Origin of the sequence: Nonomuraea monospora, assembly GCF_039531895.1 — a bacterium.
In the GTDB taxonomy this organism is placed as follows: Bacteria; Actinomycetota; Actinomycetes; order Streptosporangiales; family Streptosporangiaceae; genus Nonomuraea; species Nonomuraea monospora.
This window is the reverse complement of the sequence record NZ_BAAAQX010000023.1, coordinates 110,753-134,773: the sequence shown is the minus strand read 5'-3', so window position 1 is coordinate 134,773 and position 24,021 is coordinate 110,753. Positions and strand designations below refer to the sequence as shown.

General features: G+C 69.7%; 22 protein-coding genes and 1 pseudogene. 8 read left to right on the top strand and 15 right to left on the bottom strand.

The annotated features are described in order from the left end of the window. Positions 1-8: 8 nt before the first annotated feature. Complete coding sequence (locus ABD331_RS36690) at positions 9-1,181, bottom strand: ROK family transcriptional regulator (RefSeq protein ID WP_344485496.1); 1,173 nt, start codon at positions 1,179-1,181, stop codon at positions 9-11. Between the two features lie 120 nt (positions 1,182-1,301). Between ABD331_RS36690 and ABD331_RS36685 the strand changes: the two genes are divergently transcribed. Genes ABD331_RS36685 through ABD331_RS36675 form a run of 3 tightly spaced genes read left to right on the top strand, consistent with a single transcriptional unit; the run spans position 1,302 to position 4,362 of the window. Continuing rightward, a complete protein-coding gene (locus ABD331_RS36685; RefSeq protein ID WP_344485493.1) occupies positions 1,302-2,630 on the top strand; it encodes an extracellular solute-binding protein in 1,329 nt (442 codons plus the stop codon). Further along, on the top strand, positions 2,627-3,544 hold the full coding sequence (locus ABD331_RS36680; protein WP_148436618.1) for a carbohydrate ABC transporter permease: 918 nt from the start codon (positions 2,627-2,629) through the stop codon (positions 3,542-3,544). Before ABD331_RS36685 ends, ABD331_RS36680 begins: the two co-directional genes overlap by 4 nt. Then, a complete protein-coding gene (locus ABD331_RS36675; RefSeq protein WP_344485488.1) occupies positions 3,541-4,362 on the top strand; it encodes a carbohydrate ABC transporter permease in 822 nt (273 codons plus the stop codon). The genes ABD331_RS36680 and ABD331_RS36675 overlap by 4 nt, the downstream gene beginning before the upstream one ends. Here ABD331_RS36675 and ABD331_RS36670 read toward each other — a convergent pair. The 3 genes from ABD331_RS36670 to ABD331_RS36660 all read right to left on the bottom strand — a co-directional run bounded on the left by ABD331_RS36670 (position 4,334) and on the right by ABD331_RS36660 (position 8,270). Continuing rightward, complete coding sequence (locus ABD331_RS36670; RefSeq protein WP_344485485.1) at positions 4,334-5,689, bottom strand: hypothetical protein; 1,356 nt, start codon at positions 5,687-5,689, stop codon at positions 4,334-4,336. The genes ABD331_RS36675 and ABD331_RS36670 overlap by 29 nt on opposite strands. A 9-nt stretch (positions 5,690-5,698) precedes the next feature. Then, on the bottom strand, positions 5,699-6,514 hold the full coding sequence (locus ABD331_RS36665; RefSeq protein ID WP_344485482.1) for a maleylpyruvate isomerase family mycothiol-dependent enzyme: 816 nt from the start codon (positions 6,512-6,514) through the stop codon (positions 5,699-5,701). Positions 6,515-6,656: 142 nt separating this feature from the next. Then, the gene (locus ABD331_RS36660) at positions 6,657-8,270 is read right to left on the bottom strand and encodes an endo-1,4-beta-xylanase (RefSeq protein WP_344485479.1); all 1,614 of its coding nucleotides are present in this window, start codon (positions 8,268-8,270) and stop codon (positions 6,657-6,659) included. A 290-nt stretch (positions 8,271-8,560) separates the two neighbouring features. Between ABD331_RS36660 and ABD331_RS36655 the strand changes: the two genes are divergently transcribed. The 4 genes from ABD331_RS36655 to ABD331_RS36640 all read left to right on the top strand — a co-directional run bounded on the left by ABD331_RS36655 (position 8,561) and on the right by ABD331_RS36640 (position 12,655). Then, positions 8,561-10,222, top strand: a complete 1,662-nt coding sequence (locus tag ABD331_RS36655) for a class I adenylate-forming enzyme family protein (RefSeq protein ID WP_344485477.1) — start codon at positions 8,561-8,563, stop codon at positions 10,220-10,222. 199 nt (positions 10,223-10,421) lie between these two features. Beyond that, on the top strand, positions 10,422-10,829 hold the full coding sequence (locus ABD331_RS36650) for a hypothetical protein (protein WP_344485474.1): 408 nt from the start codon (positions 10,422-10,424) through the stop codon (positions 10,827-10,829). A 49-nt stretch (positions 10,830-10,878) separates the two neighbouring features. Further along, the gene (locus tag ABD331_RS36645; protein ID WP_344485471.1) at positions 10,879-11,232 is read left to right on the top strand and encodes a nuclear transport factor 2 family protein; all 354 of its coding nucleotides are present in this window, start codon (positions 10,879-10,881) and stop codon (positions 11,230-11,232) included. Between the two features lie 112 nt (positions 11,233-11,344). Continuing rightward, on the top strand, positions 11,345-12,655 hold the full coding sequence (locus ABD331_RS36640) for an MFS transporter (RefSeq protein ID WP_344485468.1): 1,311 nt from the start codon (positions 11,345-11,347) through the stop codon (positions 12,653-12,655). 91 nt (positions 12,656-12,746) lie between these two features. Here the strand turns inward: ABD331_RS36640 and ABD331_RS36635 are convergent. Beyond that, positions 12,747-13,301: pseudogene (locus ABD331_RS36635) on the bottom strand (metallophosphoesterase family protein); the annotation flags it as partial. 71 nt (positions 13,302-13,372) lie between these two features. On the opposite strand from ABD331_RS36635, the gene ABD331_RS36630 reads away from it, so the two are divergent. Beyond that, positions 13,373-14,008: a Uma2 family endonuclease gene (locus tag ABD331_RS36630; protein WP_344485465.1), complete on the top strand. Its 636-nt coding sequence runs from the start codon at positions 13,373-13,375 to the stop codon at positions 14,006-14,008. A 20-nt stretch (positions 14,009-14,028) separates the two neighbouring features. Here ABD331_RS36630 and ABD331_RS36625 read toward each other — a convergent pair whose 3' ends face one another. The 10 genes from ABD331_RS36625 to mltG all read right to left on the bottom strand — a co-directional run bounded on the left by ABD331_RS36625 (position 14,029) and on the right by mltG (position 23,920). Then, on the bottom strand, positions 14,029-14,280 hold the full coding sequence (locus ABD331_RS36625) for a hypothetical protein (RefSeq protein WP_344485462.1): 252 nt from the start codon (positions 14,278-14,280) through the stop codon (positions 14,029-14,031). Positions 14,281-14,487: 207 nt separating this feature from the next. Beyond that, positions 14,488-17,040 carry a phenylalanine--tRNA ligase subunit beta gene (locus ABD331_RS36620; RefSeq protein WP_344485459.1) on the bottom strand — a complete coding sequence of 851 codons (2,553 nt, stop codon included), beginning with the start codon at positions 17,038-17,040 and terminating at the stop codon, positions 14,488-14,490. Then, a complete protein-coding gene (gene pheS, locus ABD331_RS36615) occupies positions 17,040-18,080 on the bottom strand; it encodes a phenylalanine--tRNA ligase subunit alpha (protein WP_344485643.1) in 1,041 nt (346 codons plus the stop codon). Before pheS ends, ABD331_RS36620 begins: the two co-directional genes overlap by 1 nt. 131 nt (positions 18,081-18,211) lie before the next feature. Continuing rightward, entirely contained in the window at positions 18,212-19,303 is a 1,092-nt protein-coding gene (locus ABD331_RS36610; RefSeq protein ID WP_344485456.1) for a sensor histidine kinase, read from the bottom strand. A gap of 50 nt (positions 19,304-19,353) precedes the next feature. Beyond that, positions 19,354-20,157 carry a TrmH family RNA methyltransferase gene (locus ABD331_RS36605; protein WP_344485453.1) on the bottom strand — a complete coding sequence of 268 codons (804 nt, stop codon included), beginning with the start codon at positions 20,155-20,157 and terminating at the stop codon, positions 19,354-19,356. 77 nt (positions 20,158-20,234) lie between these two features. Then, positions 20,235-20,618 (bottom strand): 50S ribosomal protein L20, encoded by a 384-nt coding sequence (gene rplT, locus ABD331_RS36600; RefSeq protein ID WP_043622113.1) that lies wholly within the window; start codon positions 20,616-20,618, stop codon positions 20,235-20,237. A 27-nt stretch (positions 20,619-20,645) separates the two neighbouring features. Then, positions 20,646-20,840 (bottom strand): 50S ribosomal protein L35, encoded by a 195-nt coding sequence (rpmI, locus tag ABD331_RS36595; protein ID WP_090761693.1) that lies wholly within the window; start codon positions 20,838-20,840, stop codon positions 20,646-20,648. Positions 20,841-20,961: 121 nt separating this feature from the next. Continuing rightward, positions 20,962-21,531, bottom strand: a complete 570-nt coding sequence (infC, locus tag ABD331_RS36590) for a translation initiation factor IF-3 (RefSeq protein WP_425566133.1) — start codon at positions 21,529-21,531, stop codon at positions 20,962-20,964. A gap of 288 nt (positions 21,532-21,819) precedes the next feature. Further along, positions 21,820-22,677, bottom strand: a complete 858-nt coding sequence (locus tag ABD331_RS36585; protein WP_344485435.1) for a shikimate dehydrogenase — start codon at positions 22,675-22,677, stop codon at positions 21,820-21,822. A 94-nt stretch (positions 22,678-22,771) separates the two neighbouring features. Beyond that, the gene (gene mltG / locus ABD331_RS36580) at positions 22,772-23,920 is read right to left on the bottom strand and encodes an endolytic transglycosylase MltG (protein ID WP_344485432.1); all 1,149 of its coding nucleotides are present in this window, start codon (positions 23,918-23,920) and stop codon (positions 22,772-22,774) included. Positions 23,921-24,021 lie beyond the last annotated feature (101 nt).

Here is a 24,021-nt window from a genome sequence, read left to right as displayed (position 1 = left end):
CACCCGCCTCAACCGCTGACGAGGGTGCCCAGGCGAGGCGCGTACGTGGCGTGGAAGACCAGCGAGGCCGCGCCGATCGCGGCGGCGTCAGCCGCGATCGGCGAGGTCTCCACCCTGACCCCGTGCAGCCGCCTGGCCAGCGGACGCTCCGTCACGGCCCGCGCGATCACCTCCCGGTAGATCTCCCCGACCTCCCGCAGCGCGGGCCCGCCGAGCACGAGCAGGTCGATGTCCAGCATGTTCACCACGCTCACGGCGGCGTCGGCGAGCCGCTGCGCCACCCGTTCGATCACCCGGCGGGCCTCCGGCTCGCCGACGGCCGCCGCCGCGCAGATGGCGGCGTGGTCGGCGCCGCTGCCGAGCGCGGCCTCGATGGCGCTCGGGCAGCACACGGCCTCCACGCACCCCCGGTTGCCGCAATAGCACTCGGGCCCCTCCGGCTCCACCGTGATGTGCCCGAACTCGGCGGCGTTGAGCGAGCTGCCCCGGTAGACCTGGTTGTCCAGGATGAGCCCGCCGCCGATGCCGGTGCCCAGGTAGAGGTAGGCGAAGCCGGGGGCGGAGCGGGCGATGCCCGCCCAGCGCTCGCCGATGGCCGCCGCCGTGGCGTCGTTGTCGACGGTCACGGGGAAGCGGGTGTACTCCTGCAGCAGCCCCTTGATCGGCACCCGGTCCCAGCCGGGCAGCCGCGGCGGCGACACCATCACGCCGTCGGCGTCCAGCGGCCCGGGGCAGGCCAGCCCCACGCCGAGCACCTTGCCGTCGGGCACCCCCGCCTCCCGCAGGATCCTGCGGGCCGCCCTGGCCATCCGGCGGATCACCGCGTCGGGCCTGGTGCGGGGGCGTAAGGGCAGGTGCAGCCGGGTGACGGGGCGGCCCGCCAGGTCGGCCAGCACGAACGACAGCTCCTGCGGGTCGAAGTGCACGCCGACCGCGTAGCCGGCGCGGGCGTCCACGCGCAGGATCGTCCTGGGCTTGCCGCCACTCGACGGCGCGGAGCCGTCCTCGACGACCAGGCCCTCCTCCAGCAGCCTGCGCACGATCACCGACACGGTCTGGGCGGTGAGTCCGGTCACGGCGGCGATCTGCACCCGGCTGATGCCGTCGGACGCCTGGATGGCCTCCAGCACGACGGCGCGGTTGTAGCTGCCTACCTTGGGCAGGTTCGTGCCCTGCTGCATGTGAGCAATATCACCACAGAGTGTTGACTTAGTAAATCAAAAAGATTTACGTTCTCCAGCAACCCAAGGAAACAAGGGGAGGCCGTGATGAGACGGAGCCTGGCTGGTTCCCTCGTGTTGTTGACAGCGCTGACAGCCGCGGGTTGCGGTGGCGGCGCCACGCAGGAGGCGTCCGGAGCCAAGGAGCTCGAAGTCCTCTACAAGGTGGAGCCGACGTGGCCGCATCTGGAGAAGGTGCTCCGCGACGCGAAGAAGCAGTACGAGACCGCCCACCCCGGAGTCACGATCAAGCTGACGCCGGTGCAGGGCAACAACGAGGCCTACTACACGAAACTGGCGCTGCTGAACCGTTCGCCCGACTCGGCGCCCGACGTCTACCTGCACGACACGTTCCAGGTCAACGCGGACGTCGCGGCGGGCAAGCTGGCCCCGCTCGACGACTACCTGACCAAGTGGCCCGACTGGACCGCCCAGTTCCCCGACTCGGTCAAGGAGGCGGCCAAGGGCATCGACGGCAAGATCTACGGCGTGCCCATCAGCACGGACACGCGCGGCCTCTGGTACCACAAGGACGTCTTCGCCAAGGCCGGCCTGCCCGTCCCGTGGGAGCCGAAGAGCTGGAACGACGTCCTGACCGCCGCCCGCACGATCAAGCAGAAGGTGCCGGACGCCGTCCCGTTCAGCATGTACTCCACCAAGATCCACGGTGAGGCGTCCACCATGCAGGGCTTCGAGATGCTCCTGTACGGCACCCCCGGCGGCACCCTCTACGACGACACGCAGAACAAGTGGGTGGCCGGCGGCAAGAACTTCACCGACGCCCTGACCTTCATCAACACCGTCTACCGCGAGGAGCTCGGCCCCAAGCAGGCCGACGCGCACAACGCCAAGCTCGCCGACAAGGTCAACCTGGAGTGGTTCCCCGCCGGCAAGATCGGCATCTCGCTCGACGGCGCGTGGACGGCGGCGGCCTGGAAGCCGACCAGCACCAAGCCGTGGCCCGAGTGGCAGCAGAAGGTCGGCTGGACGGCCATGCCGACGCAGAACGGCGAGGAGCCCGGCGCGGTCAGCATGTCGGGCGGCTGGGTGATGGCGATGAGCTCCTACGCCAAGCTCAAGCAGGAGGCGTTCGACTTCATCACGGTGGCCACCAACAAGGAGAACTCGCTGACGTACTCCGTGAGCACCGGCGACCTGGCGCCGCGCAAGGACGTCGCGGCCGACCCGAAGTACACCGCCGACAACCCGAGCGTGAAGTTCTTCACCGACCTGGCCGAGGTGACGCACTACCGGCCGGCGTACGAGGCGTACCCGAAGGTGTCGGCGCAGGTCCAGGAGGCCATGGAGGCGGTCACCACCGGCTCGCGCAGCCCTGAGGAGGCCACCGCCGCCTACGCCAAGGCGCTGCCAGGAGCCGTCGGGGGCGCCGACAAGGTCCTGGCCCGATGACGATCGCCACAGCGCCGTCGCCGGCCGTGACGGGCACGCCGCCAGGCGGCCCGGCACGGCGGCGGCGGGTGCTGCGCTGGCTGCTCCCGATGGCCCCCGCGCTGGTGCTGCTGGCGCTGTTCCTGGCGGGCCCCATCCTGTGGAGCGTCTACATCGCCTTCACCAACGAGACCCTGACCGGCTCCGCCTCGGTGAACTCGCAGTTCGTGGGGTTCGACAACTTCACGAGGATGTTCGACGACCCGAACTTCGTCAACTCCTTCCTGCTCACGTTCGTCTTCGTCATCGGCTCGGCCGTGATCGGCCAGAACACCCTCGGCCTGATCATCGCCCTCCTCCAGCGCGGCCGCGGCCGGGTGACGCGCAGCGTCGTCAACGGCGTGGTCATCGGCGCCTGGGTGATGCCCGAGATCGTCGCCGCCGCCTGCTGGTTCTCGTTCCTGTCGGAGGACGGCACGCTCAACACCGTCCTCGGCATCTCGCAGGAATGGCTCTACACCGCGCCGATGCTCGCCGTCATCCTGGCCAACGTCTGGCGCGGCACCGCCTTCTCCATGCTGGTGTACTCGGCCGCGCTCTCGGAGGTGCCGCCCGACCTGGTGGAGGCCGCCGCGGTGGACGGGGCGAGCCCCCTGCGGCGGCTGCTGCACATCACGCTGCCGCTGATCCGCCGCTCGATCATGTCGAACCTCATGCTGATCACCCTCCAGACGCTGGCCAGCTTCGGCCTCATCTACGCCCTGACCGGCGGCGGCCCGGGAACCGCCAGCCAGACCACCCCGCTCTACATGTACGAGCAGGCCTTCCGCTACTTCGAGATCGGCTACGGCTCGGCCATCGCGCTGGTCATGCTCGTCATCGGGGCGCTGTTCTCGCTCGTCTACCTGCGGCTGATCAAGGTGGAGGACGCATGACCCGGATCGCCGCCAGGGGCGCGGCCCTGCTGTCGCTGCTCGTCATCACGCTGGCCTTCCTCGGGCCCTTCCTGTGGGTGCTCGTCTCCTCGGTGCAGCCCGAGGCGTCGCTCTCCGCCACCCCGACGTTCACCTTCTCCCTGGCCAACTTCCAGGCCGTGCTCACCTGGGAGACGATCATCCTCCCGCTGATCAACTCGGTCGTCATCTCAGGCTCCACGGCCCTCCTCACCGTGCTGGTGGCGGGGCTGGCCGCGTACCCGCTGTCGCGCTACCAGCTCCGCTACCGCCGCCACTTCATGCTGACCCTGCTGTTCACCACGGGCCTGCCGGTCACGGCGATCCTCGTGCCCGTCTACGCGATGTTCTTCCGGTTCAACCTGTACGGCTCCGTGCCGGCGATGGTGCTGTTCCTGACGGCCAGCTCGCTGCCGTTCTCGATCTGGATGATGAAGAACTTCATGGACGGGGTACCGGTCAGCCTGGAGGAGGCCGCCTGGGTGGACGGCGCCGGCTGGGTGCAGTCACTGCGCGCCGTGGTCGGGCCGTTGATGGCGCCGGGGATCGCGGTGGTGGCCATCTTCGTGTTCGTGGGGCAGTGGGGGAACTTCTTCGCGCCGTTCGTCCTGCTCGACACGCCGGAGAAGCAGCCTGCGGCCGTCACCATCTACACGTTCTTCTCCACGTACGGGCAGGTGGCTTATGGGCAGCTCGCGGCGTTCTCGGTGCTTTATACGGCGCCTGCGGTGATTCTGTACGTGGCGGTCAACAAGTATCTGGCGGGGTCGTTCAACTTCGGCGGGTCGGTGAAGGGCTAGGGACGAGGCCGAGAGCATGGCGATGTTGCCACGCCCTGGCTATGCACGTACGCCCGCCCTCGACCAAGGTGACGTCCGCGAGGCAACGCGCGACCGTCTCCTCGTCCAGAGGCCAGCCCTGGAAGCTGCCGGTCGCGCGGCGGCGCGGGGACGGCAACTCGAGCATGCCTTCGGCGTTCTTCGCCACCATGCCGCTGAAGATCCGGTCGAAGGTCCGCGCGTTGAAGACGCAGACGATCCGGAGGCTGGCCTTCCAGGAGACGGGATGAAGCCTGACGTCCAGCAGGTACGCGCGGACGGCACCACGGCGGTAGGCCTGCCCCAGCTCCTTGAACGGGCTCTCACCGGCGTAGTCGAGGGGAGCCCCGGTGCGGAATCGGGCTTCCTCCATGCCCAGGAGTTCCTCGGCGTACTCGCGCGTCATGGCCCGCCAGAGGTCGAGGTCGGCTCCCGCGGCGAGCCTGGAGTCGTCGGAGGGCTGGAACTCGCCGGCGGGGATGAGGCTGGTGACGTTGTTCCCACTGGCCACGCACTCGTTCCGGCGATGCAGGAAGAAGGTGGAGCCGCCCGGCGCCCGGCGCACGGTCAGGACGCTGAAGCCGATCGCGCAGTGTCGTGCACGCAGGTCGAACGGGTCGCCGAGTCGTCGCCGATAAGGCCCGCCGACATCACGCCCCGAGGTCTTCCGGTATCGCTCGGCCGCCTCGTGCAGGAGCCCTCCCCACGAGTCGAAGCCGTTCAGGTAGCGCATGAGACACACGGAGAGACGCAGGTGGCCGGCATCGGTGCGGGTGACGTCGAGCAGCCGATAACTGGTTCCGTTGAACCAGTGGGCAGGGCGGTCATGCGCGGTGACCGCCTCGCTGTACGAGTCGAGACGCCTCCCGGTGCTGTCGAACGGCCACAGGCGCTTCATAGCGTCGAGGTGCGGGGGTGGCTCAGGCGGTTCAGGAAGGAGGGCGAAGGTCACCCCGTCCAGCGGGATCGGCTTCTCGAGTAACCATTCGGGCCGGTAGAAGCCGGGAACGTTCGGATCCGCTCCGGGGAGATCCGGATGCCGGCGCGCCGCCACGGGAGCCAGTAGTTTCTCGTTCGTCTTCAGCCATCTGCGCGTCCGCATGAAGCGGTCGATGCTCTTACGTCTCCTGGCCTCACGTGCCTGCCCTCGCCCGAGCAGGACCGAAACCGTGATGCCCGCCAGCCCGAGAACGATCCCGAGCGCCACTTCCAGCATTGCCCCATCCGCCCGCGTCTCGACGATCGCACCGCGGGATCTCCCGCGGCTCAGTGGCCTGCCGGCCACCCCACCAGCAAGCCACTGCGCCACGGCCCGAAGCTAGATCCGGAAGAACAGATTCAGGTACCGGTCGGCGACCCGCAGATCACCGCGCACCGTCCCCGAGTTGCTCCGCCCGAACGTCGTGAGCACCATGCTCCCGGCGTCGAACTCGATGACCGCCGGCAGCCCCTCCAGCCCCCCAGGCTCGTACGTCATCCCCCGCGCCCCCACCGAGACCCGGAAGTCACCCCCGTTGACCCCGCCCACCCGGATCCCGATCTCGAACGGCGTCAGATCCGCCCCCTGCCGGATCGTGGACTGCCACAGCACGAACATGAACGGCACGAGCAGGTCGGCCGCCTCCCCCGGCAGCCCGTGCGCCCGCCCGCTCCCCTGCCGGACGTCCCACGAGTGGACCGCGTAGTCCATGAGCTGCCCCGCCGCGTAGAAGTACGCGGGCAGCGGCCCCATGTAGAAGTGCGGGACGGTCAGCCCGGCCCACTCGTCCTCGCCGAGCCTCCGCAGGATGGTCTGCATCCGCTCGAAGTCGGCCTTGAGCCGGTCGAGGAGCTCCTTCTGCGGCACTCCGCGCAGTGCGAGCGCCTGGGCGTTGACCCGGTCGCCCATGCCGGCCAGCCCGTACGCCGTCCCGGGGTCACCTCCGCCGCGGGCGGCGTCGAAGGCGGCGAAGTAGCCTTCTGTCGTGTCGACGATGTGCGCGACCACGTCGCGCGTGGTCCAGCCCGTGCAGGCGGTCGGCGCCTCCCAGGCCTCCTCCGGTTCGGCGAGCGCGAAGAGCCGCTCGGCCTCCTCCCGGACGACTCGCAGGATCGTGTCCTTTCCCGCGTACGAGGTGGCATCCCATTCGTTCATGCCGTTCACCTCCTACGGCGAACGACAGACCTCGACGGTTTAAATGTCAATGTTCCGGGCGGAGAGAATCCCCTGGGGCGGGTGCCGATGCCGGGCGGGCAGGCGGGCAGGCCCCAGGGGATCCCCGATTCAGGCGCCCCGATCAGGCACAGGTGTAGCCGGATGGCGTCTGCGTGTTGCCGGTCGGGCGGTTGACCTGGTAGCCGAACGAGGTGGCGGCGTTCGGCGCCAGGTTGCCGTTGTAGGAGGCGTTCCTGGCGGTGACGGTCTGGCCGCTGACGGTCAGGGTGGCGTTCCACGACCCGGCGAGCGTGTGGCCGGCGGGCAGGGTGAAGGTGACGGTCCAGCCGGTGATCGCCGACGAGCCGCTGTTGGTGACGGTGACGGGCTGGACGACGTAGCCGTTGTTCCACTGGCTCTGCACGGTGCCCGCGGCGGTGCAGCCGCCGCCGGCGGGGCCGGACTGCGTGGTGAACGTGGCGAGCGCCGAGTTGGCGGACAGGTTGCCCGCCCCGTCACGGGCGCGCACGTACACCTGGTACTGGGTGTTCGGGGTGAGCCCGGTGAGGTTGATCGAGTTGGTCGTGCTCTGGCCGAGCTGCGTGTCCGTCGTGCCCTGCTCCCGGTAGACGTTGTAGCCGGCCAGGCCGCTGCCGCCGCTGTCGGTGGAGGCGGTCCAGGTCAGCGTGGCCGAGTTGGACGTCACGCTGCTCGCCGCCGGCGTGCCCGGCGTGGTCGGCGGGGTGGGGTCGGTGGTGGTGCCGCCCGCAAGCGCGTCGTGCACGGCGGTGTAGGACGGCTTCTGCTGGTAGTTCTCGTCGTAGATCAGTGCGGCGCCCTGGCCGGAGAACGTGTCCGGCACCCAGGAGTACTTGTCCGTGAAGCCCCAGATCGTCACGCCCGCGCAGGCGGTGACGGCGTTGCAGGCGTTGACCACGTTGCGGTAGTAGGTGGCCTGGGTGGTGTCCTTGGTGGTGTCCCTGGGCATCTGCATGCGCACGTCCAGCTCGGTGACCCGCACCTGGACGCCGAGGTCGGCGAAGCGCTGCATGTTCTGCTGGATGTCGCTGGGGAAGCCGTACTGGATGGCCAGGTGCCCCTGGAAGCCCACGCAGTCGACCGGCACGCCCTGCTGGCGCAGCGAGGAGACCAGGTTGTACATCGCGGTGCTCTTGGCGTTGATGCCCTCGACGTTGTAGTCGTTGATGCACAGCCGGGCGTTGGGGTCGGCGGCGCGGGCGGCGCGGAAGGCGTCGGCGACGTAGCTCTGGCCGAGCGTGTTGTACCAGAAGGAGGTGCGCCAGCCGCCGTTGTCGTCGAAGATCTCGTTGACCACGTCCCAGGAGACCACGGTCGCGTTGTCGGCGTAGCGGCCGACGACCTGGCTGATGTGGTTCTGGATCGCCGAGCGCATGGCGGTGGCGCCGAGGCTCTGCACCCAGCCTGGCGTCTGCTGGTGCCAGATCAGGGTGTGGCCGTGGACCTGCTGGTTGTTCTGGGTGGCGAAGTTGACGATGGCGTCGGCGCCGGAGAAGTTGAACTGGTTCTGGCTGGGCTCGGTGGAGTCCCACTTCATCGCGTTCTCGGCGGTCACCTGGTTGAACTCGGTGGCCGCGATCGTGCGGTAGGAGGTCTCGTTCGACAGCGGGCTGGTGGCCAGCGCAGCGCCGATGAACTTGCTCCTGGCGGCGGCGTGGGTGCGCAGCGGCGCGGACGCCTGCGCCGGGGTGGCGGGCAGGAGGAAGACGGCGAACATCCCCACTAACGTGAGGAGTCGAAGAAGCTTGGACGAATGCACGGACATCTACCTCCGCACGAAAGTTTCGGCCGGTTGGAGATCGCATCGCAGACGGTATTGACATGCACGCGAACGGTCAATGGCAAGCCCACGCCGACGCTAAAGCAGCAGTTGGAAGCCAGAAACTATCGGTTCGGTAATGAAACTTTCATGACCGAAGGGTGCCCCCATGACCGTCTAGCGCGACGTACCGGCCGGTCGGTACTGTGAAATCTCCGGAATAATCGTCCATTGCGGGAGTTCTGCGTATGTCTCTTTCGCACGCCCAGGTCCAGGCCCAGCTCACCGCCCCAGGCCAGCTCTTCGAGATCGAGGAGATCGGCGACACCGGCGTACGCACCTGGAAGCATGCTCCCGCCCACTTTCGCGCCCTGCTGGAGATGAGCAGGTTCCACGGCGAGAAGGTGTTCCTGGTCTACGAGGACGAGCACATCACGTTCGAGGAGCACTTCCGCCGCGCCGCCACCCTCGCCTGCCGCCTGGTCGAGGAGTACGGCGTGACGAAGGGCGACCGGGTGGCCGTGGCGATGCGCAACTACCCCGAGTGGGTGGTCGCGTTCTCGGCCGCGCTGGCGGCGGGGGCGATCGCCGTACCGCTCAACGCCTGGTGGACGGAGGCCGAGCTGGCCTACGGCGTGCGCGACTCCGGAGCCAAGGTGCTGATCGCCGACGCCGAGCGCGCAGTCCGGCTGGCGGCGACCGGCGTGCCGATGATCGTCACCAGGGGTGAGGTGCCGGCGGGGGCGCGCGCGTTCGACGAGGTCATGGGCGAGGTCGTGGCGGACGTGAAGCTGCCCGACGTGGAGCTGGCCCCCGACGACCCGGCCACGATCTTCTACACCTCCGGCACGACCGGCAACCCGAAGGGCGCGCTCGGCAGCCACCGCAACATCGGCCAGTCGCCCATGACGGTCGCGTTCGGCCTCATGAAGGCCGTCGCCATGGCCGGCAAGGACGTCGGCGCCGCGGCGGGCACCCGCAGGATCACCCTGCTCACCGTCCCGCTCTTCCACGTCACCGGCTGCTTCTCCGCCATGACCACCACGATGTTCAGCGGCGGCGGCCTCGTGCTGATGTACAAGTGGGACCCCGAGCAGGCGCTGCGCCTCATCGAGCGGGAGCGCGTCACCGCGATGATCGGCGTGCCCACCAACGCCTGGCAGCTCATGTCCCACCCCGACTTCGGCAAGTACGACCTGTCATCCCTGGCCACCCTCGGCTACGGCGGCGCCCCCGCCCCGCCCAAGCTGCTGGAACGCATCACCACGAACCTCCCCAACCGCGCCCCCTCCAACGGCTACGGCATGACCGAGACCTCCGCCCTGGCCATCGGCAACGGCGGAGCCGACTACCAGGCCAAACCCGACAGCATCGGCCTGCCGTCCGCGGTCGTGGACGTGCGCGTGGTGGACCCGATGGGCAACGAGCTGCCGCCGGGCGAGGTCGGCGAGCTGTGCGTACGCGGCCCGAACGTCATCCTCGGCTACTGGAACAAGCCGGAGGCGACCGCGCAGACGTTCGTCGGCGGCTGGCTGCACACCGGCGACCTGGCCAAGATCGACGACGAGGGCTTCGTCTACATCGTGGACCGCGCCAAGGACATGGTGATCAGAGGCGGCGAGAACGTCTACTGCGCCGAGGTCGAGGCGGCCCTGTTCGAGCACCCGGCTGTGGACGACGCCGCCGTGATCGGCGTGCCGCACGACGAGCTGGGCGAGGAGGTCGGCGCGGTGGTCCGGCTGGCTCCCGGCAGGACGGTCGAGGTGCAGGAGCTGCAGGCGTTCCTGGCGGAGCGGATCGCCAAGTTCAAGATCCCGGTACACGTGTGGTTCCGGGACGGGGAGCTGCCCCGCAACCCCGGCGGCAAGATCCTCAAGACGCACCTGCGCCGGGAGGTCCTGGGCGTCTGACCCCCTTTCGCCAGGCAACGGCCGCCGTCCCCCTCCGGACGGCGGCCTTCGCTGTGACGACCCTCACAAATCCCCGTGTTCCCCTGCTCGGCGCGGGGATCATCGCCCCGCTTTACCTGGCGCGTAATCGCGGCCCCTACCCCTGGCCTGGCATCTTTCAGATGTCCGCACGAACGAGGCCATCCAAAAGGAGCCCGACATGACCGCCTTGACCGTCACCACCGACCGGATGAAGTTCCTGCGTCTCTCGCTGGCCGCCGACGCCGTCGTCACGGGCGGCAACGGGCTGGTCTACCTCGCCTTCGCCGGCCCGGTCGGCGCCCTGCTCGGCCCGGACACCGGCCTGCTGCGCGGCATCGGCGTCTTCCTGCTCGTGTACGGCGCCGCCGTCGGCTTCCTGGCCACCCGCCGCGCCATCAGCCCGGCCGCCACCAAGGCCGTCATCGCCATGAACATCATCTGGACCCTGGCCAGCGTCGCCGCCGTCGTCACCGGCGCGGCCGGCTTCACCACGATGGGCGCCGTCTGGGCCATCGCCCAGGCGCTGGTGGTCGCCGGGTTCGCCGAGCTGCAGATCACCGGCCTGCGCAAGAGCCGCGCCAACTGACCTGCGCAAGAGCCGCGCCACCTGAGACGACCTGGAAAAGAGACATCCCATGAACATCGTCGAGCGCTACATCGCCTGCTGGAACGAGACCGACCCCGAGACCCGCGCCAAGGCCGTCGCCGAGCTGTGGACCGAGGACGCCACCTACACCGACCCGCTCGCCGACGTCGCCGGCCACGCCGGGATCGCCGCGGTGATCGAGGGCGCGCAGGGCATGTTCCCCGGCCTGGTCTTCACCCCGGGCGAGGTGTACGACGCCCACCACCATCTCGCCCGCTTCACCTGGCACCTGGGGCCGGCGGGCGGGGAGCCGGTCGCGGTCGGGTTCGACGTGATCGAGCTGGCCGAGGACGGCAGGATCAGCAAGGTCCTCGGCTTCCTGGACAAGGTTCCCGCCGCCTGAACGTCCACGTCAACGGCCCTCCGGACCTCCGGAGGGCCGTTCGCGTCGCCTCAGAAAACGATTTGCCCAACGGTCCACCGCTCACCGACAATTGCACTTCGTGCTACCTGCCGTGAAACGCCTTCTCCGTCACCTTTCGCTGGACTTGAGCCCGCTGCGCGATTCTCGCGACTACCGGCTGCTCTTCGGCTCCGGCGTCATCACCATGTTCGGCACGATGATCACGATGGTCGCGGTGCCGTACCAGATGAAGGAGCTGACGGGCTCCTACCTGGCGGTCGGCCTGGTCAGCCTGGCGGAGTTCGTGCCGATGGTGGTGTGTGGCCTGTGGGGCGGCGCCATCGCCGACGCGCTCGACCGCCGCAACATCATCTTCCTGAGCGAGCTCGGCCTGCTGGTCACCTCCGCGGCCCTGTTCGTCAACGCGCTGCTGCCCTCCCCGCAGGTCTGGGTCCTGTACGTGGTCGGCGCCCTCTCCACCGGCCTGGCCTCCCTGCAACGCCCGAGCCTCGAAGCCGTGATCCAGCAGGTCGTCAAGCACGACCAGCAGGCCGCCGCCGCCGTGCTGTCGAGCCTGCGCTGGAACTTCGGCGCCATCGTCGCCCCGGCCCTCGGCGGCCTGCTCGTCACCTGGAGCACCGCCGCCGCGTACGGCCTGGACACGCTGACGTTCGTGCTGTCGCTCGTCCTGCTCTGGCGCGTCCGGTCCATCCCACCGGCCGAGGACGCCGCGCCTGCGTCGCTGCGCTCGCTGGTCGAGGGCGTGCGGTACGCGGTGAGCCGCAAGGACCTGATGGGCACGTACCTGGTGGACATCGCGGCCATGGTGTTCGCCATGGCCACGTCGCTGTACCCGTTCCTGGCCGACGAGCTGCGCGCGCCCCAGGCGCTCGGGCTGCTCTACTCGGCCGCCGCCGTCGGCGCGCTGATCGCCTCACTCACCGGCCGCTGGTCGGCGCGCGTGCAGCGCCAAGGCCTCGGCGTGATCGTCGCCGCCGTGCTCTGGGGCGCCGCGGTCGCCCTCACCGGCCTCGCCCCGAACGTCTGGCTGGTCTTCGTCTGCATCGCGCTCGCCGGCGCCGCCGACATGATCAGCGGCATCTTCCGCATGACGATGTGGAACCAGACCATCCCGCCCGAGTACCGTGGCCGCCTGGCCGGCATCGAGCTGCTCTCCTACGCCAGCGGGCCGATGCTGGGCAACGCCCGCGCCAGCCTGATGGCCAACTTCGGCGGCACCCGCTTCTCGCTCACCAGCGGCGGCATCCTGTGCGTGGCCGCCGTCCTGGGGCTGGCCGCCGCACTGCCGAAGTTCCTGCGGTACGACGCCAGGACGGACGAGCACGCGCTGAGGGAGAAGGCCCGCCGCGAGGCCGCCGCCGCAGCCGAAGCCGCCCAGGCAGCGGCAAAAGCCACCACCTGACAACCTTCGCCCTCAGCAACCGCTCCCCCACCACCCGGGCGTCCAACGCCGTACACCGCAACGCCACCGCCCCGCTCTCCCCATCGAGCAACGCCCAGTGCGCCCCGTAAGTCCCGTACGGCATCCCCACAGACCCGGGATTGACCACCCGCACCCGATCGACCAGCCGCACGAACGGCATGTGCGTGTTCCCCACCACGACGGTCGCGGCGCTCTCCCCCGCCAGCACCTCACCCCACCGCTCCAGCGAGCTGTCGACCAGGATCACCTCCTCGTCGCTGCGCGGCGTCGCATGCACGAACAACGTCACCCCGAGCCGCCCCAGCTCCAGCACCTGCCGCTGCGGCAGCCCGGCCAGCAACTCGACCTGGTCAGGACGCAACCGCCCACCCACCCACTGCGACACCGTGCGGGGACTCGCCTTCCCTGCCGCCACCTCGACCAGCTCCCGATCGGCGTTCCCGCTCAGCCACAGCGCCCGCTCCCCCAGCGAGAGGAGCAGGTCGAGCGTCTCCACCGGCATCGGCCCGGCCGCCATGTCACCGGTCACCACGATCCGGTCGGCCCCGGCCACGTCGGGCTCGGCCAGCACGGCTTCGAGCGCGGGCAGCACCCCATGAATGTCGGACAGCACGGCGACTCGCATGCCCCCACTCTTCCACGTCCGTGTCTTGACGTTTACCTGGCGTGAGCACAAGAGATTGGTAGCGTTCAACCATGACTGCCGAAGCCGTGATCGTTGAGATGACGCCTACCTCGCTCCCCGACTGGGTGTTTCCGCCACCGCAGGGCTTCGTGGCAGAAGATCTCGATCACATTCCGGATTTGCCTGCGCACACAGAGTTGATTGATGGAAGCTTGGTCTTCGTGAGCCCCCAGCGACACTTCCATCAGGCGGTCATTCATCGGTTGCACAACCTGCTGGAGACCCTGACGCCCACGAGTCATGAGGTGCTCTCGCAGATGACCGTCAAGCTAGGTCCGCGGCAACGTCCAGAGACTGACCTCTTGGTCGTGGGGCCCCAAGCAAGAATCGCGCCCGAAGTCATCTGCTTGGACGCCGCGGATGTCGTGCTCGCTGTAGAAGTCGTCTCCGCGGCGTCCGAGTTGCGGGACAGGTACCGCAAGCCTGTCCTCTACGCCGAAGCCGGAATCCCGCACTTCTGGCGCATCGAGGAGATCAACGCGAAGCCCGCGGTCTTCGCCTTCGAACTCGACCCCGCCACCAAGGCCTACGCCCCCGCCGGCGTCTTCCACGACTGGCTGAAGCTCACGGTTCCGTTCGACATCGACATCGACATCGACCTCACCAAGCTCTACAGGGCCGACACACTGCAGTTTCCCGCGCCGTAGCGCACCGGAGGCCCGCGTCGCTACCCGGCGGCGAACCCCCCAGCCTCCTCACGCCACCCGTCGTACCGCTCAGCCAGCTCATCCACCTTGCCCAAAGCCTCACCGTCCAGGCCTTCGAGCACGACCAGCCACTGCGCGTCCTCGGCGTCGTCCTCACCGGCGAGCGTCTCCCGCACCACCCTGGGCACGCCCAGCTCGGGAAACCACTCCCCCAGCGTCTCGGCGACCTCCTCGGCGTCATCTCTCTCGCTGAAGACGAGCAACTGGGTCATCGACCGCCCTCCGTTTCGTGACGTTCACCAGGCGTGAGCACAATAGGTCGGTAGCGTCGCGCCATGACTTCCGAAGCGGTGATCGTTCATCACGGCAGGCTGAAGCTGATCGTCCCGTTCGACGTCGACATCGACCTCACCGAGATCGACCGCATGTGACGCGAAAGGGCCGGCACAGCACCCGCCGCACCGGCCCCCACCAGGCGCTCACCCGCGAAGCTGAGCCCCCACCCGATCAGCCGCCATCGCCACGGCCGCGTCCCGCGCCGCCGTGGTCTCCTCCACGGTCAGCGTCCGGTCGGCGGCCCGGAACCGCATCGAGTAGGCGAGTGACTTGTTCCCCTCGCCCACCTGCGCCCCCGCGTAGACGTCGAACAGCCGGATCGACTCCAGCAGCCCCCCGGCCCCGTCGCGGAGGGCGGCCTCCACGTCGGCCACCGGCGTGAAGTCGGGCACGATGAGCGCGACGTCCTGCGTGGCGACCGGGTAGGCCGACACCACGGGCGTCTGCACCGGCCCCGGCATGACGGCCTCCAGCCGGGTCAGCTCGACCTCCATGGCGGCGGTGCGCGGCGGCAGCCCGTACGCCTCGATCACTCGCGGGTGCAGCTCCCCGGCGTGCCCCACCAGCGTGTCGCCCACGTAGAGGGCGGCGCACCGGCCGGGGTGCCAGGGCTCGTGCTGGTCGGCGCTGATGGACAGCTCGACCCGGGCCTCGGCGGCCACGAGGCGCGCGGCCTGCACGGCGTCGGCCCAGGAGGCGGCGCGCCCGCCGCCCCACCAGCCGGACCGCTCGAACTCGCCGGCCAGCACGACCGCGACGCGCAGCGGCTGGTCGGGCAGGGCCGCCTCGATGGAGGCGATCTCCTCGGCGGTCGGCCGGCGTTCGACGCCGAGCACGGGCGCCGCGTCGGGCGCGCTGGGGCGGGGCCGGTAGACCGCGCCGGTCTCGAACAGCGCCACGTCGGGGAAGCCGCGCCCGACGTTGCGGACGAGGGTCTTGAGCAGCCCCGGCAGCAGCGTCGTGCGCATCAGCGGCTCGTCCTCGGACAGCGGGTTGGCCAGCCGGGCGGCCACGCGCCGCGCGTCGTCGGCGGGCAGCAGCAGCCGGTCGAAGTCGTCGCCGCTGATGAACGGGTAGCTGAGCACCTCGACGTAGCCGCCCTCGGCCAGCGCCCTGCCGACCCGCCTGCGCAGCCGCTGGCCCTCGGTGAGGCCGGCGCCGGCGGGCGCGGAGGGCAGCACCGACGGGAGGTTCTCGTAGCCCTCCAGCCGGATGACCTCCTCGGCCAGGTCGTTGGGGTCGGTGAGGTCGGGCCGCCAGGACGGCGGCGTCACGGTGAGCATGTCGTCGCCGGTGACGGCGAGCCTGGCGGCCAAGGCGCCGCCGGTCACGACGCCGGTGGGGGCCACGCCGCCCTTGCGGACGGCCGGGTCGTCGCCGTCGGCCACGACGCAGCCGACCTGCTCCAGCCGCGCGATGACGGTGTCGCGGGAGTAGTCGACGCCGGCGACCCGGCCGGGATGCCCGGACGGGATCGCGATGCGCGCGGGCTCCACCTCGACCTCGGCGTGCGTGACGCCGGGCTGCACGGTGGCGCCGCCGAGCTCGGCCAGCAGTTGCACGGCCCGCCAGGAGGCGACGAGCGGCAGCTCGCGGTCGACGCCGCGTTCGAACCGCTTGGACGCCTCGGACACGAGCCCGTGGCGGCGCGACTCGCGGGAGATGCCGGTCGCGGAGAAGTGCGCGGCCTCGATGACGATGTCGGTGGAGACGTCGGAGATCTCGGTCTCCAGCCCGCCCATCGTGCCGGCCATGGAGATGGGCCCGGACTGGTCGGTGATGAGGATGTCGTCGGGGTCGAGCTCGCGTACCACGTGGTCGAGCGTCTCCAGCCGCTCGCCGGCCGCGGCCCTGCGCACGACGATCTCGCCGCGCAGCTTCGAGCGGTCGAACGCGTGCAGCGGCTGCCCCAGCTCCAGCATCAGATAGTTGGTGATGTCGACGGCCAGCGACACGGGGCGCATGCCGGCCCGCGTGAGGCGTACGCGCATCCACAGCGGGCTCTGCGCGGCCGGGTCGAAGCCGCTCACCTCGCGCAGCACGAACCGGTCGCACGCCGTCGGGTCGGCGATCGAGGCCGGCCACGCGGGCGCCGTCTCGGCGGGCAGCTCGACGTCGGCGGGGTCGCGGAAGGCGACGCCGAACGCGGTGGCAGCCTCGCGCGCCACGCCGCGGATCGACAGGGCGTAGCCGATGTCGGGCGTGATCTCCAGCTCGATCACGTCGTCGCGCAGGCCGAGCAGCTCGACCACGTCGGTGCCGATGGGCGTGCCCTCGGGCAGCACCATGATGCCGTTGTGGTCGTCGCCGAGGCCCAGCTCGCGCTCGGAGCAGATCATGCCCTCGGACATGCGCCCGTACGTCTTGCGCGCCCCGACCTCGAACCCGCCGGGCAGCACGCCGCCGGGCAGCACGACGGGCACGCGGTCACCGGCGGCGAAGTTGGAGGCGCCGCAGACGATCTCGCGCGGCGTGGCCTCGCCCACCTCGACCTTGCAGTGCCTGATGGGCTTCTTGAAGCCGGTCAGCTCTTCGATCTCCAGCACCTCGCCGACGACGACGTTCTTGACGTCGTGCCCGTGCGAGGTGATCGACTCGAGCTTGAGCCCGGCGGCGGTCAGCTTCTCGGCCACCTCATGCGCGGTGACCGCCGGGAGATCGACGTACTCCCGCAGCCAGGAGAGCGGGACCCTCATCAGATCTCCATTCCGAACGGGAGGGTGAACCGGATGTCGCCCTCGACCATGTCACGCATGTCCTCGGCGTTGTGGCGGAACATCAGCGTCCGCTCGATGCCCATGCCGAAGGCGAACCCGGAGTAGCGCGACGGGTCCACGCCGCACGCGACGAGCACGCGCGGGTTGACCATGCCGCAGCCGCCCCACTCGATCCAGCCCTCCGACTTGCAGGTGCGGCAGGGCGGGTTGCCGGGGATCGCCGAGGTGCCGCGGCAGACGAAGCACTTGAGGTCCATCTCGGCGGACGGCTCGGTGAACGGGAAGTAGTTCGGCCGGAAGCGGGTGGTGATGCCCTTGCCGAACATCACCTCGGCGAACCGGTCGAGGGTGCCCTTGAGGTGGGCCATGGTCAGGCCCTCGTCGACGGCCAGGCCCTCGGTCTGGTGGAAGACCGGGGTGTGGGTGGCGTCGAGCTCGTCGGTGCGGAACGTCTTGCCCGGCGAGATCACGTACACCGGCAGCTCGCGCTGGAGCAGCGCGCGGATCTGCACCGGCGAGGTCTGCGTGCGCAGCACCATGCCGGAGCCGGTGGACCCGACGAAGAACGTGTCGTGGTCGGAGCGGGCCGGGTGGTCCTTGGCGATGTTGAGCGCGTCGAAGTTGAACCATTCGCCTTCGAGCTCGGGCCCCTCCGCCACTTCGTACCCCATGGCGACGAACGCGTCGGCGATGCGCTCCTGGAGGGTGGTCAGCGGGTGGCGGGCGCCGCGCGGGCGGCGGTCCCACGGCAGGGTGACGTCGACGGTCTCCTCGACGAGCACGCGCGCGTCGCGCTCGGCCTCGAGCTCGGCCTGGCGCGCGGCCAGCGCCTCGTTGATCGCCTTGCGGGCGCCGCCGACCCGCTTGCCCGCCTCGGCGCGGGCGGCCGGGGGCAGGGCCCCGATCTCACGGTTGGCCAGGGCGATGGGCGAGCGGTCGCCCGCGTGCGCCAGCCTGGCCTGCTTGAGTGCGTCGAGGTCGCCGGCCGCCTTGATCGCCGCGATGGCGTCGGCCTCCATCCGGGACAGCTCGTCGGCATGCAACGGTGTCACCTCGACGGGATCGTAGTCAGACAAGAGTGGGCTCCGTATCCAGGGCTTGAGCGGAAAAGAGTCTAGTGGGGCCCGCCCACCGGGCCCGCATTCGGCAACTAGACGCTGGCGAAGTCGGGCGTGCCGGTGGGCACGGTAAATCGGAACTCCGCCCCGCCCTCGGGCGCGCGCTGCACCGTAATCGTGCCGCCGTGCGCCTCCACCAGGCCTTTCACGATGAACAGGCCGAGGCCGGTGCCGCCGCGGCGACGGCTGTTGCCGCCTCGCCAGAACTGCCTGAAGACGCGCGGGGCCAGCTCGGGCTCGATGCCCTCGCCCTCATCGCGCACCGACACGGCAACTCCCCATCCGACGGACTCGATTTCCATTGTCACAGTGCCGCGCCCATGGCGCAGCGCGTTTTCCACCAGATTACCCAGGATCTGGTCGATCTTGTCCTGGTCGAGCCACATCTCGGGCAGGTCGTCGCCCACGATGAGCCGGAACCGGTCTTCCGCCTCGCCCGCCGCGACCCGGCCCGCGATGAGCCTGCGCGCCCTGGCGGGCAGGTCGACGACCTGGCGGCGCACCTCCAGCCGCCCGGACTCGATGCGCGAGACGTCGAGCAGCTCGGTGATGAGCCGGGTGACGCGGTCGGCGTCGTTGTTGACCGTCTCCAGCATGACGCGCTTCTGCTCGTCGGTGAAGCGGGACCACTTGGCCAGCAGCGTCGCGGTGAAGCCCTTGACGCTGGTCAGCGGCGAGCGCAGCTCGTGGGCCACGGTCGAGACCAGGTCGGCGCGGCTGCGCTCCAGCCGGGCGCGGGCGCCGCCGTCGCGCAGGGTGATCGTGACGCGCTCGACCTCGCCGGCCCGCTCGGGCTCGCGCACGAGCCTGGCCGCCACGTACAGCTCCTGCCCGCCGGGCAGGTGCAGCGGACGCTCGGGGACCCGGCTCCTGGTACGCAGCCCGCCCTCGGGGTCGAGCGCCTTCCACCAGTCGCGCCCGTCGTGGTCGCGGAAGGGGAAGACGTCGGTCATGTGCCGGCCGACCGCGCGCTCCATGGCGACGCCGGTGAGCCGCGCCGCGGCCCGGTTGACGGCCAGGACGCACCCATATCGGTCGGTCACGATGAGGCCGTCGGGAAGATCGTCGATGGCTATCGTGCACGCGGCGGCCACAACTCGCCCGTCGGTGTCTGCGCCGTGCACGACCTCGCCTCCTCCGCCTACAACGCCGACAATAGCGGGTTTCCGGCCGCCTAGGGCACTCGCTGAGCCCTGGCCGAGGAGTAAAGGCATACCGCCGCGGCGGTGGCCAGGTTCAGACTTTCAGCCTGTCCGTAGATGGGCACTCTGACCACATCGTCCGCCTCGGCGAGTATCTCCTCCGGCAGTCCCCAGGCCTCGTTGCCGAAGATCCACGCGGTGGGTCCGGAAAGATCGACATCGTCGAGCGTGTGCTTGCCCGCGCCGTCGGCCGCCAGCACGCGCAGTCCACGCTCCCTCAGTTGACGCACGGCGGCGCCCACCGGTGCACCGATCGTGACGGGAAGGTGGAACAGGCTGCCGACGCTGGCGCGCACGCACTTGCCGTTGTACGGGTCCACGGAGGCGTCCGTGAAGATCACCGAATCGGCCCCGGCGGCGTCGGCGGCCCGCATCACGGTGCCCGCGTTGCCCGGGTCGCGCACGTGCGCGAGCACGGCGACCAGCCGCGGCTCACCGCTCAGCGCCTGCTCCAGCGGCACGTGCACGAGCCGGCAGACGGCCACCAGGCCCTGCGGGGTCACGGTCTGGGAGAGCTCCGACATGACCTCGCCGCTGGCCCGGTGCACGGGCACGCCCTTGTCCGCGGCCTCGCCGACCAGCTCGGGGTGGCGCAGCTCGGCCTCGGCCGTGACGAACAGCTCCAGCGCCACGTCGTCCAGCCTGAGCGCCTCGCGCACCGCCTGCGGGCCCTCGGCCAGGAACTTCCTGTCCTGCTCGCGGAAGGCGCGCTTGGCGAGCCGCCTGGCGGCCTTCACCCGCGGCGACCTGACGTTGGTCAGCTCAGACCCGGCCACAGACTTCCCCCAACTCGTGCAGACAGCAACAAAGGGCCCACCGTCGTTCGGTGGGCCCCTCGATCAGATCGACCGCTTCAGCTCGCGGCCGGAGCGTTCACGTTCGCCGGAAGCGCCTTCTTGGCGGCCTCGACGAGCGTGGCGAAGGTCTGGCTGTCGTTCACCGCGAGGTCGGCGAGAATCTTCCTGTCGACCTCGATGTTGGCCAGCCGCAGACCCTGGATCAGGCGGTTGTAGGTCATGCCGTTCTGACGAGCGGCGGCGTTGATGCGCTGGATCCACAGACGACGGAAGGCGCCCTTGCGGTCCTTGCGGTCCCGGTAGGCGTACGTCATCGAGTGGAGCATCTGCTCCTTGGCCTTGCGGTACAGACGCGACCGCTGGCCACGGTAACCGCTCGCCCTCTCGAGGACGACCCTGCGCTTCTTCTTGGCGTTGAGCGCCCGCTTCACGCGTGCCATGTTTCTTCTCCCCGGGGAAAGTTCGCGCTACTTGGCGAGCAGCTTCTTGATCTTCTTGGAATCGGCGTCGGAAAGGACGACCTCGTTCTTGAGACGGCGCGTCAGCGTGGACGACTTCCACTCGTTGTAGTGCGCGCGGTTGGCACGGCGACGCTTGATCTTGCCGGTGCCGGTGACCCGGAACCGCTTCTTCGCACCGCTGTGCGTCTTCATCTTCGGCATGTCGCCGTCTCTCCTCGTTTCGGTCGTGCCGGTGGCCGGGCCGGTGCTGGCCGGCCCGGTCGCGGCGTCCTACGTCTGCCGGTGGCTGCTGGGGTGCTGTAAGGCTAACCCCAACCACGGGTCACTCTTCCGGTACGGAAAGCTCCTCGTCGCCACGCTGTGCCTTGGCTGCGGCCTTTTCGGCCTTGGCCTCAGCCTTCTTCTTGTGCGGACCGATCACCATGATCATGTTACGGCCGTCCTGCTTGGCGTGGGACTCCACGAAGCCGAGCTCCTGGACGTCGTCCGCCAGCCGCTGCAGCAGCCGGAAACCGAGCTCCGGCCGGGACTGCTCACGTCCGCGGAACATGATCGTGACTTTGACCTTGTCCCCCGCCTTGAGGAACCGCACCACGTGACCCTTCTTGGTCTCGTAGTCGTGCGGGTCGATCTTCGGCCGGAGCTTGATCTCCTTGATGATCGTGTGCGCCTGATTCTTGCGCGCCTCGCGCGCCTTCATCGCGGACTCGTACTTGAACTTGCCGTAGTCCATGAGCTTGCACACGGGCGGTCGAGCCGTGGCCGCGACCTCGACGAGGTCGAGGTCGGCCTCCTGGGCGAGCTTGAGGGCGTCGTGAATCGAGACGATGCCAACCTGCTCGCCGTTCGGGCCCACGAGGCGAACCTCGGGAACTCGGATACGCTCGTTGATGCGGGGCTCAGTGCTGATGGGGCCTCCTAGGTTTGCGATCCCTACGTGCTCGTCGTATCGGAGCTTGACGCATTCCCCCGAATGCGAAAAGCCCCGCACGTCGCGCATGCGGGGCCACTGAGCTCTGTGGCTTTCGTGGCCTCGAGCTCCCCGGAGAGTCCGGCGTGATCCTGGACCCGGCCACCTCGCGGTGACTCAGGTGGGAGGGAGACCTCCGCTTGCGCGTCCAGCAAGGCATGCCGGACCGATCAGAGAGCTACATTACCACAACGCCCGAGCCCGCTCGAATCATCCCGTTCGCGCGGCGGCCCGCCTGAGGATCTCGGCCTCGCCAGCGGCGCGCATGGCCGCCACCGGCACCCGCGTCTCCCCTGTCATCAGCTGCACCTGCCGCACCGCCTGGTGCAGCAGCATCGCGAACCCGCCGACCACGATGCCGCCCGCCGCCGTGACGGCCGCCGCCGCCTCGGTCGGCCACGGCGAGTAGATGACGTCGAAGAGCGCCGGCACCCGCGCCAGCCGGCCCGCGAAGACGTCGGCCGCGCCGCCCGGCAGCGTGGACACCACGAGGTCCACCCCCGTGAACGCGTCGAGCTTGTCGAACGTCTCCACCGCCAGCGCCACGCCCAGCCGTTCGGCCACCGCGACCGTCTCCCCCGCCCGCGCGGGATCGCGGACCAGCAGCGTGGCCGAGAACAGCCCGAGGTCGCGCAGCGCCGCCAGCGCGGAGGCCGCCGTGGCCCCGCCGCCCAGGACGGTGGCCGAGCGCGGCACCGGCACCCCCGCCTCGGCCAGCGCCTGCCCGATGCCGTAGACGTCGGTGTTGTCGCCGTGCCGCCGCCCGTCGCGGAACACCACGGTGTTGGCCCCGCCCACCTCGACGGCCAGGTCGGAGACCGTGTCGAGCAGGGGGAGCACGGCCCGCTTGAGCGGCATCGTCAGCGACAGGCCCGCCCAGGCGTCCGCACCGGCGCCGGCCTGGCCGCGCACCGGCCCCAGCTCCGCCAGCAGCCCCGGCAGCCGCGCCTCGTCGCACTCGAACGCCTCGTAGCTCCACCCGCCGAGCCCCATCGCCTGGTAGGCGGCCCTGTGCAGGCAGGGCGAGAGCGAATGGCCGATGGGCGACCCCATCACCGCAGCCCGCATCCCCCACTCCCTTCCGAACTGTACGACCTTACAGCGAGCGGCCGCCCGGAGATCCGGACGGCCGCTTCAGGTCGCCTGCGTGTCAGCCTGCGTGTCAGCCGCCGTTCGCGCGGTACTCCGCCAGGAGCTGGTTGAACTCCGCCTCCGTGTTGGCGAACTTGGTGACGTTGCTCTTCGGGTCGGTGGCGACGAAGTAGAGCCAGTTGCCCTTGGCCGGGTTCAGCGCGGCCTCGATGGCGTGGTCGCCGGGGTTGGTGATGGCGCCGGGCGGCAGACCGTCCACGTAGTAGGTGTTGTACGGGTGCTTGGTCTGCGTCTCGGCGTTGGTGGCCGCGGTGCCGAACTTGCCGAGCGCGTACATCGTGGTGCTGTCCATCTGCAGCTTCATCGGCAGCTTGAGCCGGTTGTAGATGACCCTGGCGATCTTCGCCATGTCCTCCTGGCGGCCCGCCTCGGCCTGCACGATGCTCGCGATGACGACGAGCTGGTGCGGCGTGTAGCCGAGCGACTTGGCGCCCGCTTCGAGCTCCGCCTGCTCGGCCGCCTGCTTGTAGCGGTCGACCATCGCCGCCAGCATCTCCTTGGGCGTGGTCTTGGGCTGGAACTCGTAGGTGGCGGGGAAAACGTACCCCTCCAGCTTGCCCTTGGCGTACGACGGCAGGTCGAGCGCGTCGACGTCCTTGGCCGCGGCGGCGAATTCCTTGGCCGGCTTGCCGGTCTGCTTGGCCAGCTCGTTGTAGATCTGGCTGAGGCGCAGGCCCTCCGCGAGGCGTACCTTGGCGAGCAGCTTGTTGCCCGGGACGAGCGCCGCGGCCGCCGCGGCGGCCGACATCTGCTTGCGCAGCTTGTACTCACCGGGCTGCAGCCTGGCGCTCATGTTGGCGTTGGAGATCGCGTTGGTGAACGCCCTGGCGCTCTTGACCACGCCCTGCTTCTCCAGCTCCTGCGCCACCTCCGACGCGCTCTGGCCCGCCTTGATCTCGATGACGACCTCGCCGGTGCCCTGGCCGGTGTAGTCGTCGGGTACGAGAGCGTCGTTGAGCCACATGTAGCCGTAGTAGCCGCCGCCGCCGATGATGCCCGCCAGGATGACGAACGCCAGCAGCGGGGCGATGAAACCGCCCCGGTTGCGCCTGCGGCGCCGCCTGCGACCGCCGCGCTTGCCGGAATTCCGGGACCGGCGCCGGGAAGAGCCTTCGTCGTCCTCGGCACCGAGCAGGGTGTTCAGATCGAGATCGTTCATAGGTGCGCTGGCCAATCTCCCGGTACAGCCGGTCGGACGTCAAGCGGAACTGCCCAATCGGCTGGTGTCACCGAGCGAAACTGGGGGAGTCGCCGTACGCT

Coding starts and splice junctions, on each gene's coding strand:
- ABD331_RS36665 (WP_344485482.1), bottom strand. CDS start 6,514: ATGAACGAATGGGATGCCACCTCGTACGCGGGAAAGGACACGATCCTG.
- ABD331_RS36660 (WP_344485479.1), bottom strand. CDS start 8,270: ATGTTCGCCGTCTTCCTCCTGCCCGCCACCCCGGCGCAGGCGTCCGCG.
- ABD331_RS36680 (WP_148436618.1), top strand. CDS start 2,627: ATGACGATCGCCACAGCGCCGTCGCCGGCCGTGACGGGCACGCCGCCA.
- ABD331_RS36630 (WP_344485465.1), top strand. CDS start 13,373: ATGACTGCCGAAGCCGTGATCGTTGAGATGACGCCTACCTCGCTCCCC.
- ABD331_RS36690 (WP_344485496.1), bottom strand. CDS start 1,181: ATGCAGCAGGGCACGAACCTGCCCAAGGTAGGCAGCTACAACCGCGCC.
- ABD331_RS36655 (WP_344485477.1), top strand. CDS start 8,561: ATGTCTCTTTCGCACGCCCAGGTCCAGGCCCAGCTCACCGCCCCAGGC.
- rpmI (WP_090761693.1), bottom strand. CDS start 20,840: ATGCCGAAGATGAAGACGCACAGCGGTGCGAAGAAGCGGTTCCGGGTC.
- rplT (WP_043622113.1), bottom strand. CDS start 20,618: ATGGCACGCGTGAAGCGGGCGCTCAACGCCAAGAAGAAGCGCAGGGTC.
- mltG (WP_344485432.1), bottom strand. CDS start 23,920: ATGAACGATCTCGATCTGAACACCCTGCTCGGTGCCGAGGACGACGAA.
- ABD331_RS36675 (WP_344485488.1), top strand. CDS start 3,541: ATGACCCGGATCGCCGCCAGGGGCGCGGCCCTGCTGTCGCTGCTCGTC.
- ABD331_RS36625 (WP_344485462.1), bottom strand. CDS start 14,280: ATGACCCAGTTGCTCGTCTTCAGCGAGAGAGATGACGCCGAGGAGGTC.
- ABD331_RS36620 (WP_344485459.1), bottom strand. CDS start 17,040: ATGAGGGTCCCGCTCTCCTGGCTGCGGGAGTACGTCGATCTCCCGGCG.
- ABD331_RS36585 (WP_344485435.1), bottom strand. CDS start 22,677: ATGCGGGCTGCGGTGATGGGGTCGCCCATCGGCCATTCGCTCTCGCCC.
- ABD331_RS36645 (WP_344485471.1), top strand. CDS start 10,879: ATGAACATCGTCGAGCGCTACATCGCCTGCTGGAACGAGACCGACCCC.
- ABD331_RS36650 (WP_344485474.1), top strand. CDS start 10,422: ATGACCGCCTTGACCGTCACCACCGACCGGATGAAGTTCCTGCGTCTC.
- pheS (WP_344485643.1), bottom strand. CDS start 18,080: ATGGAGGCCGACGCCATCGCGGCGATCAAGGCGGCCGGCGACCTCGAC.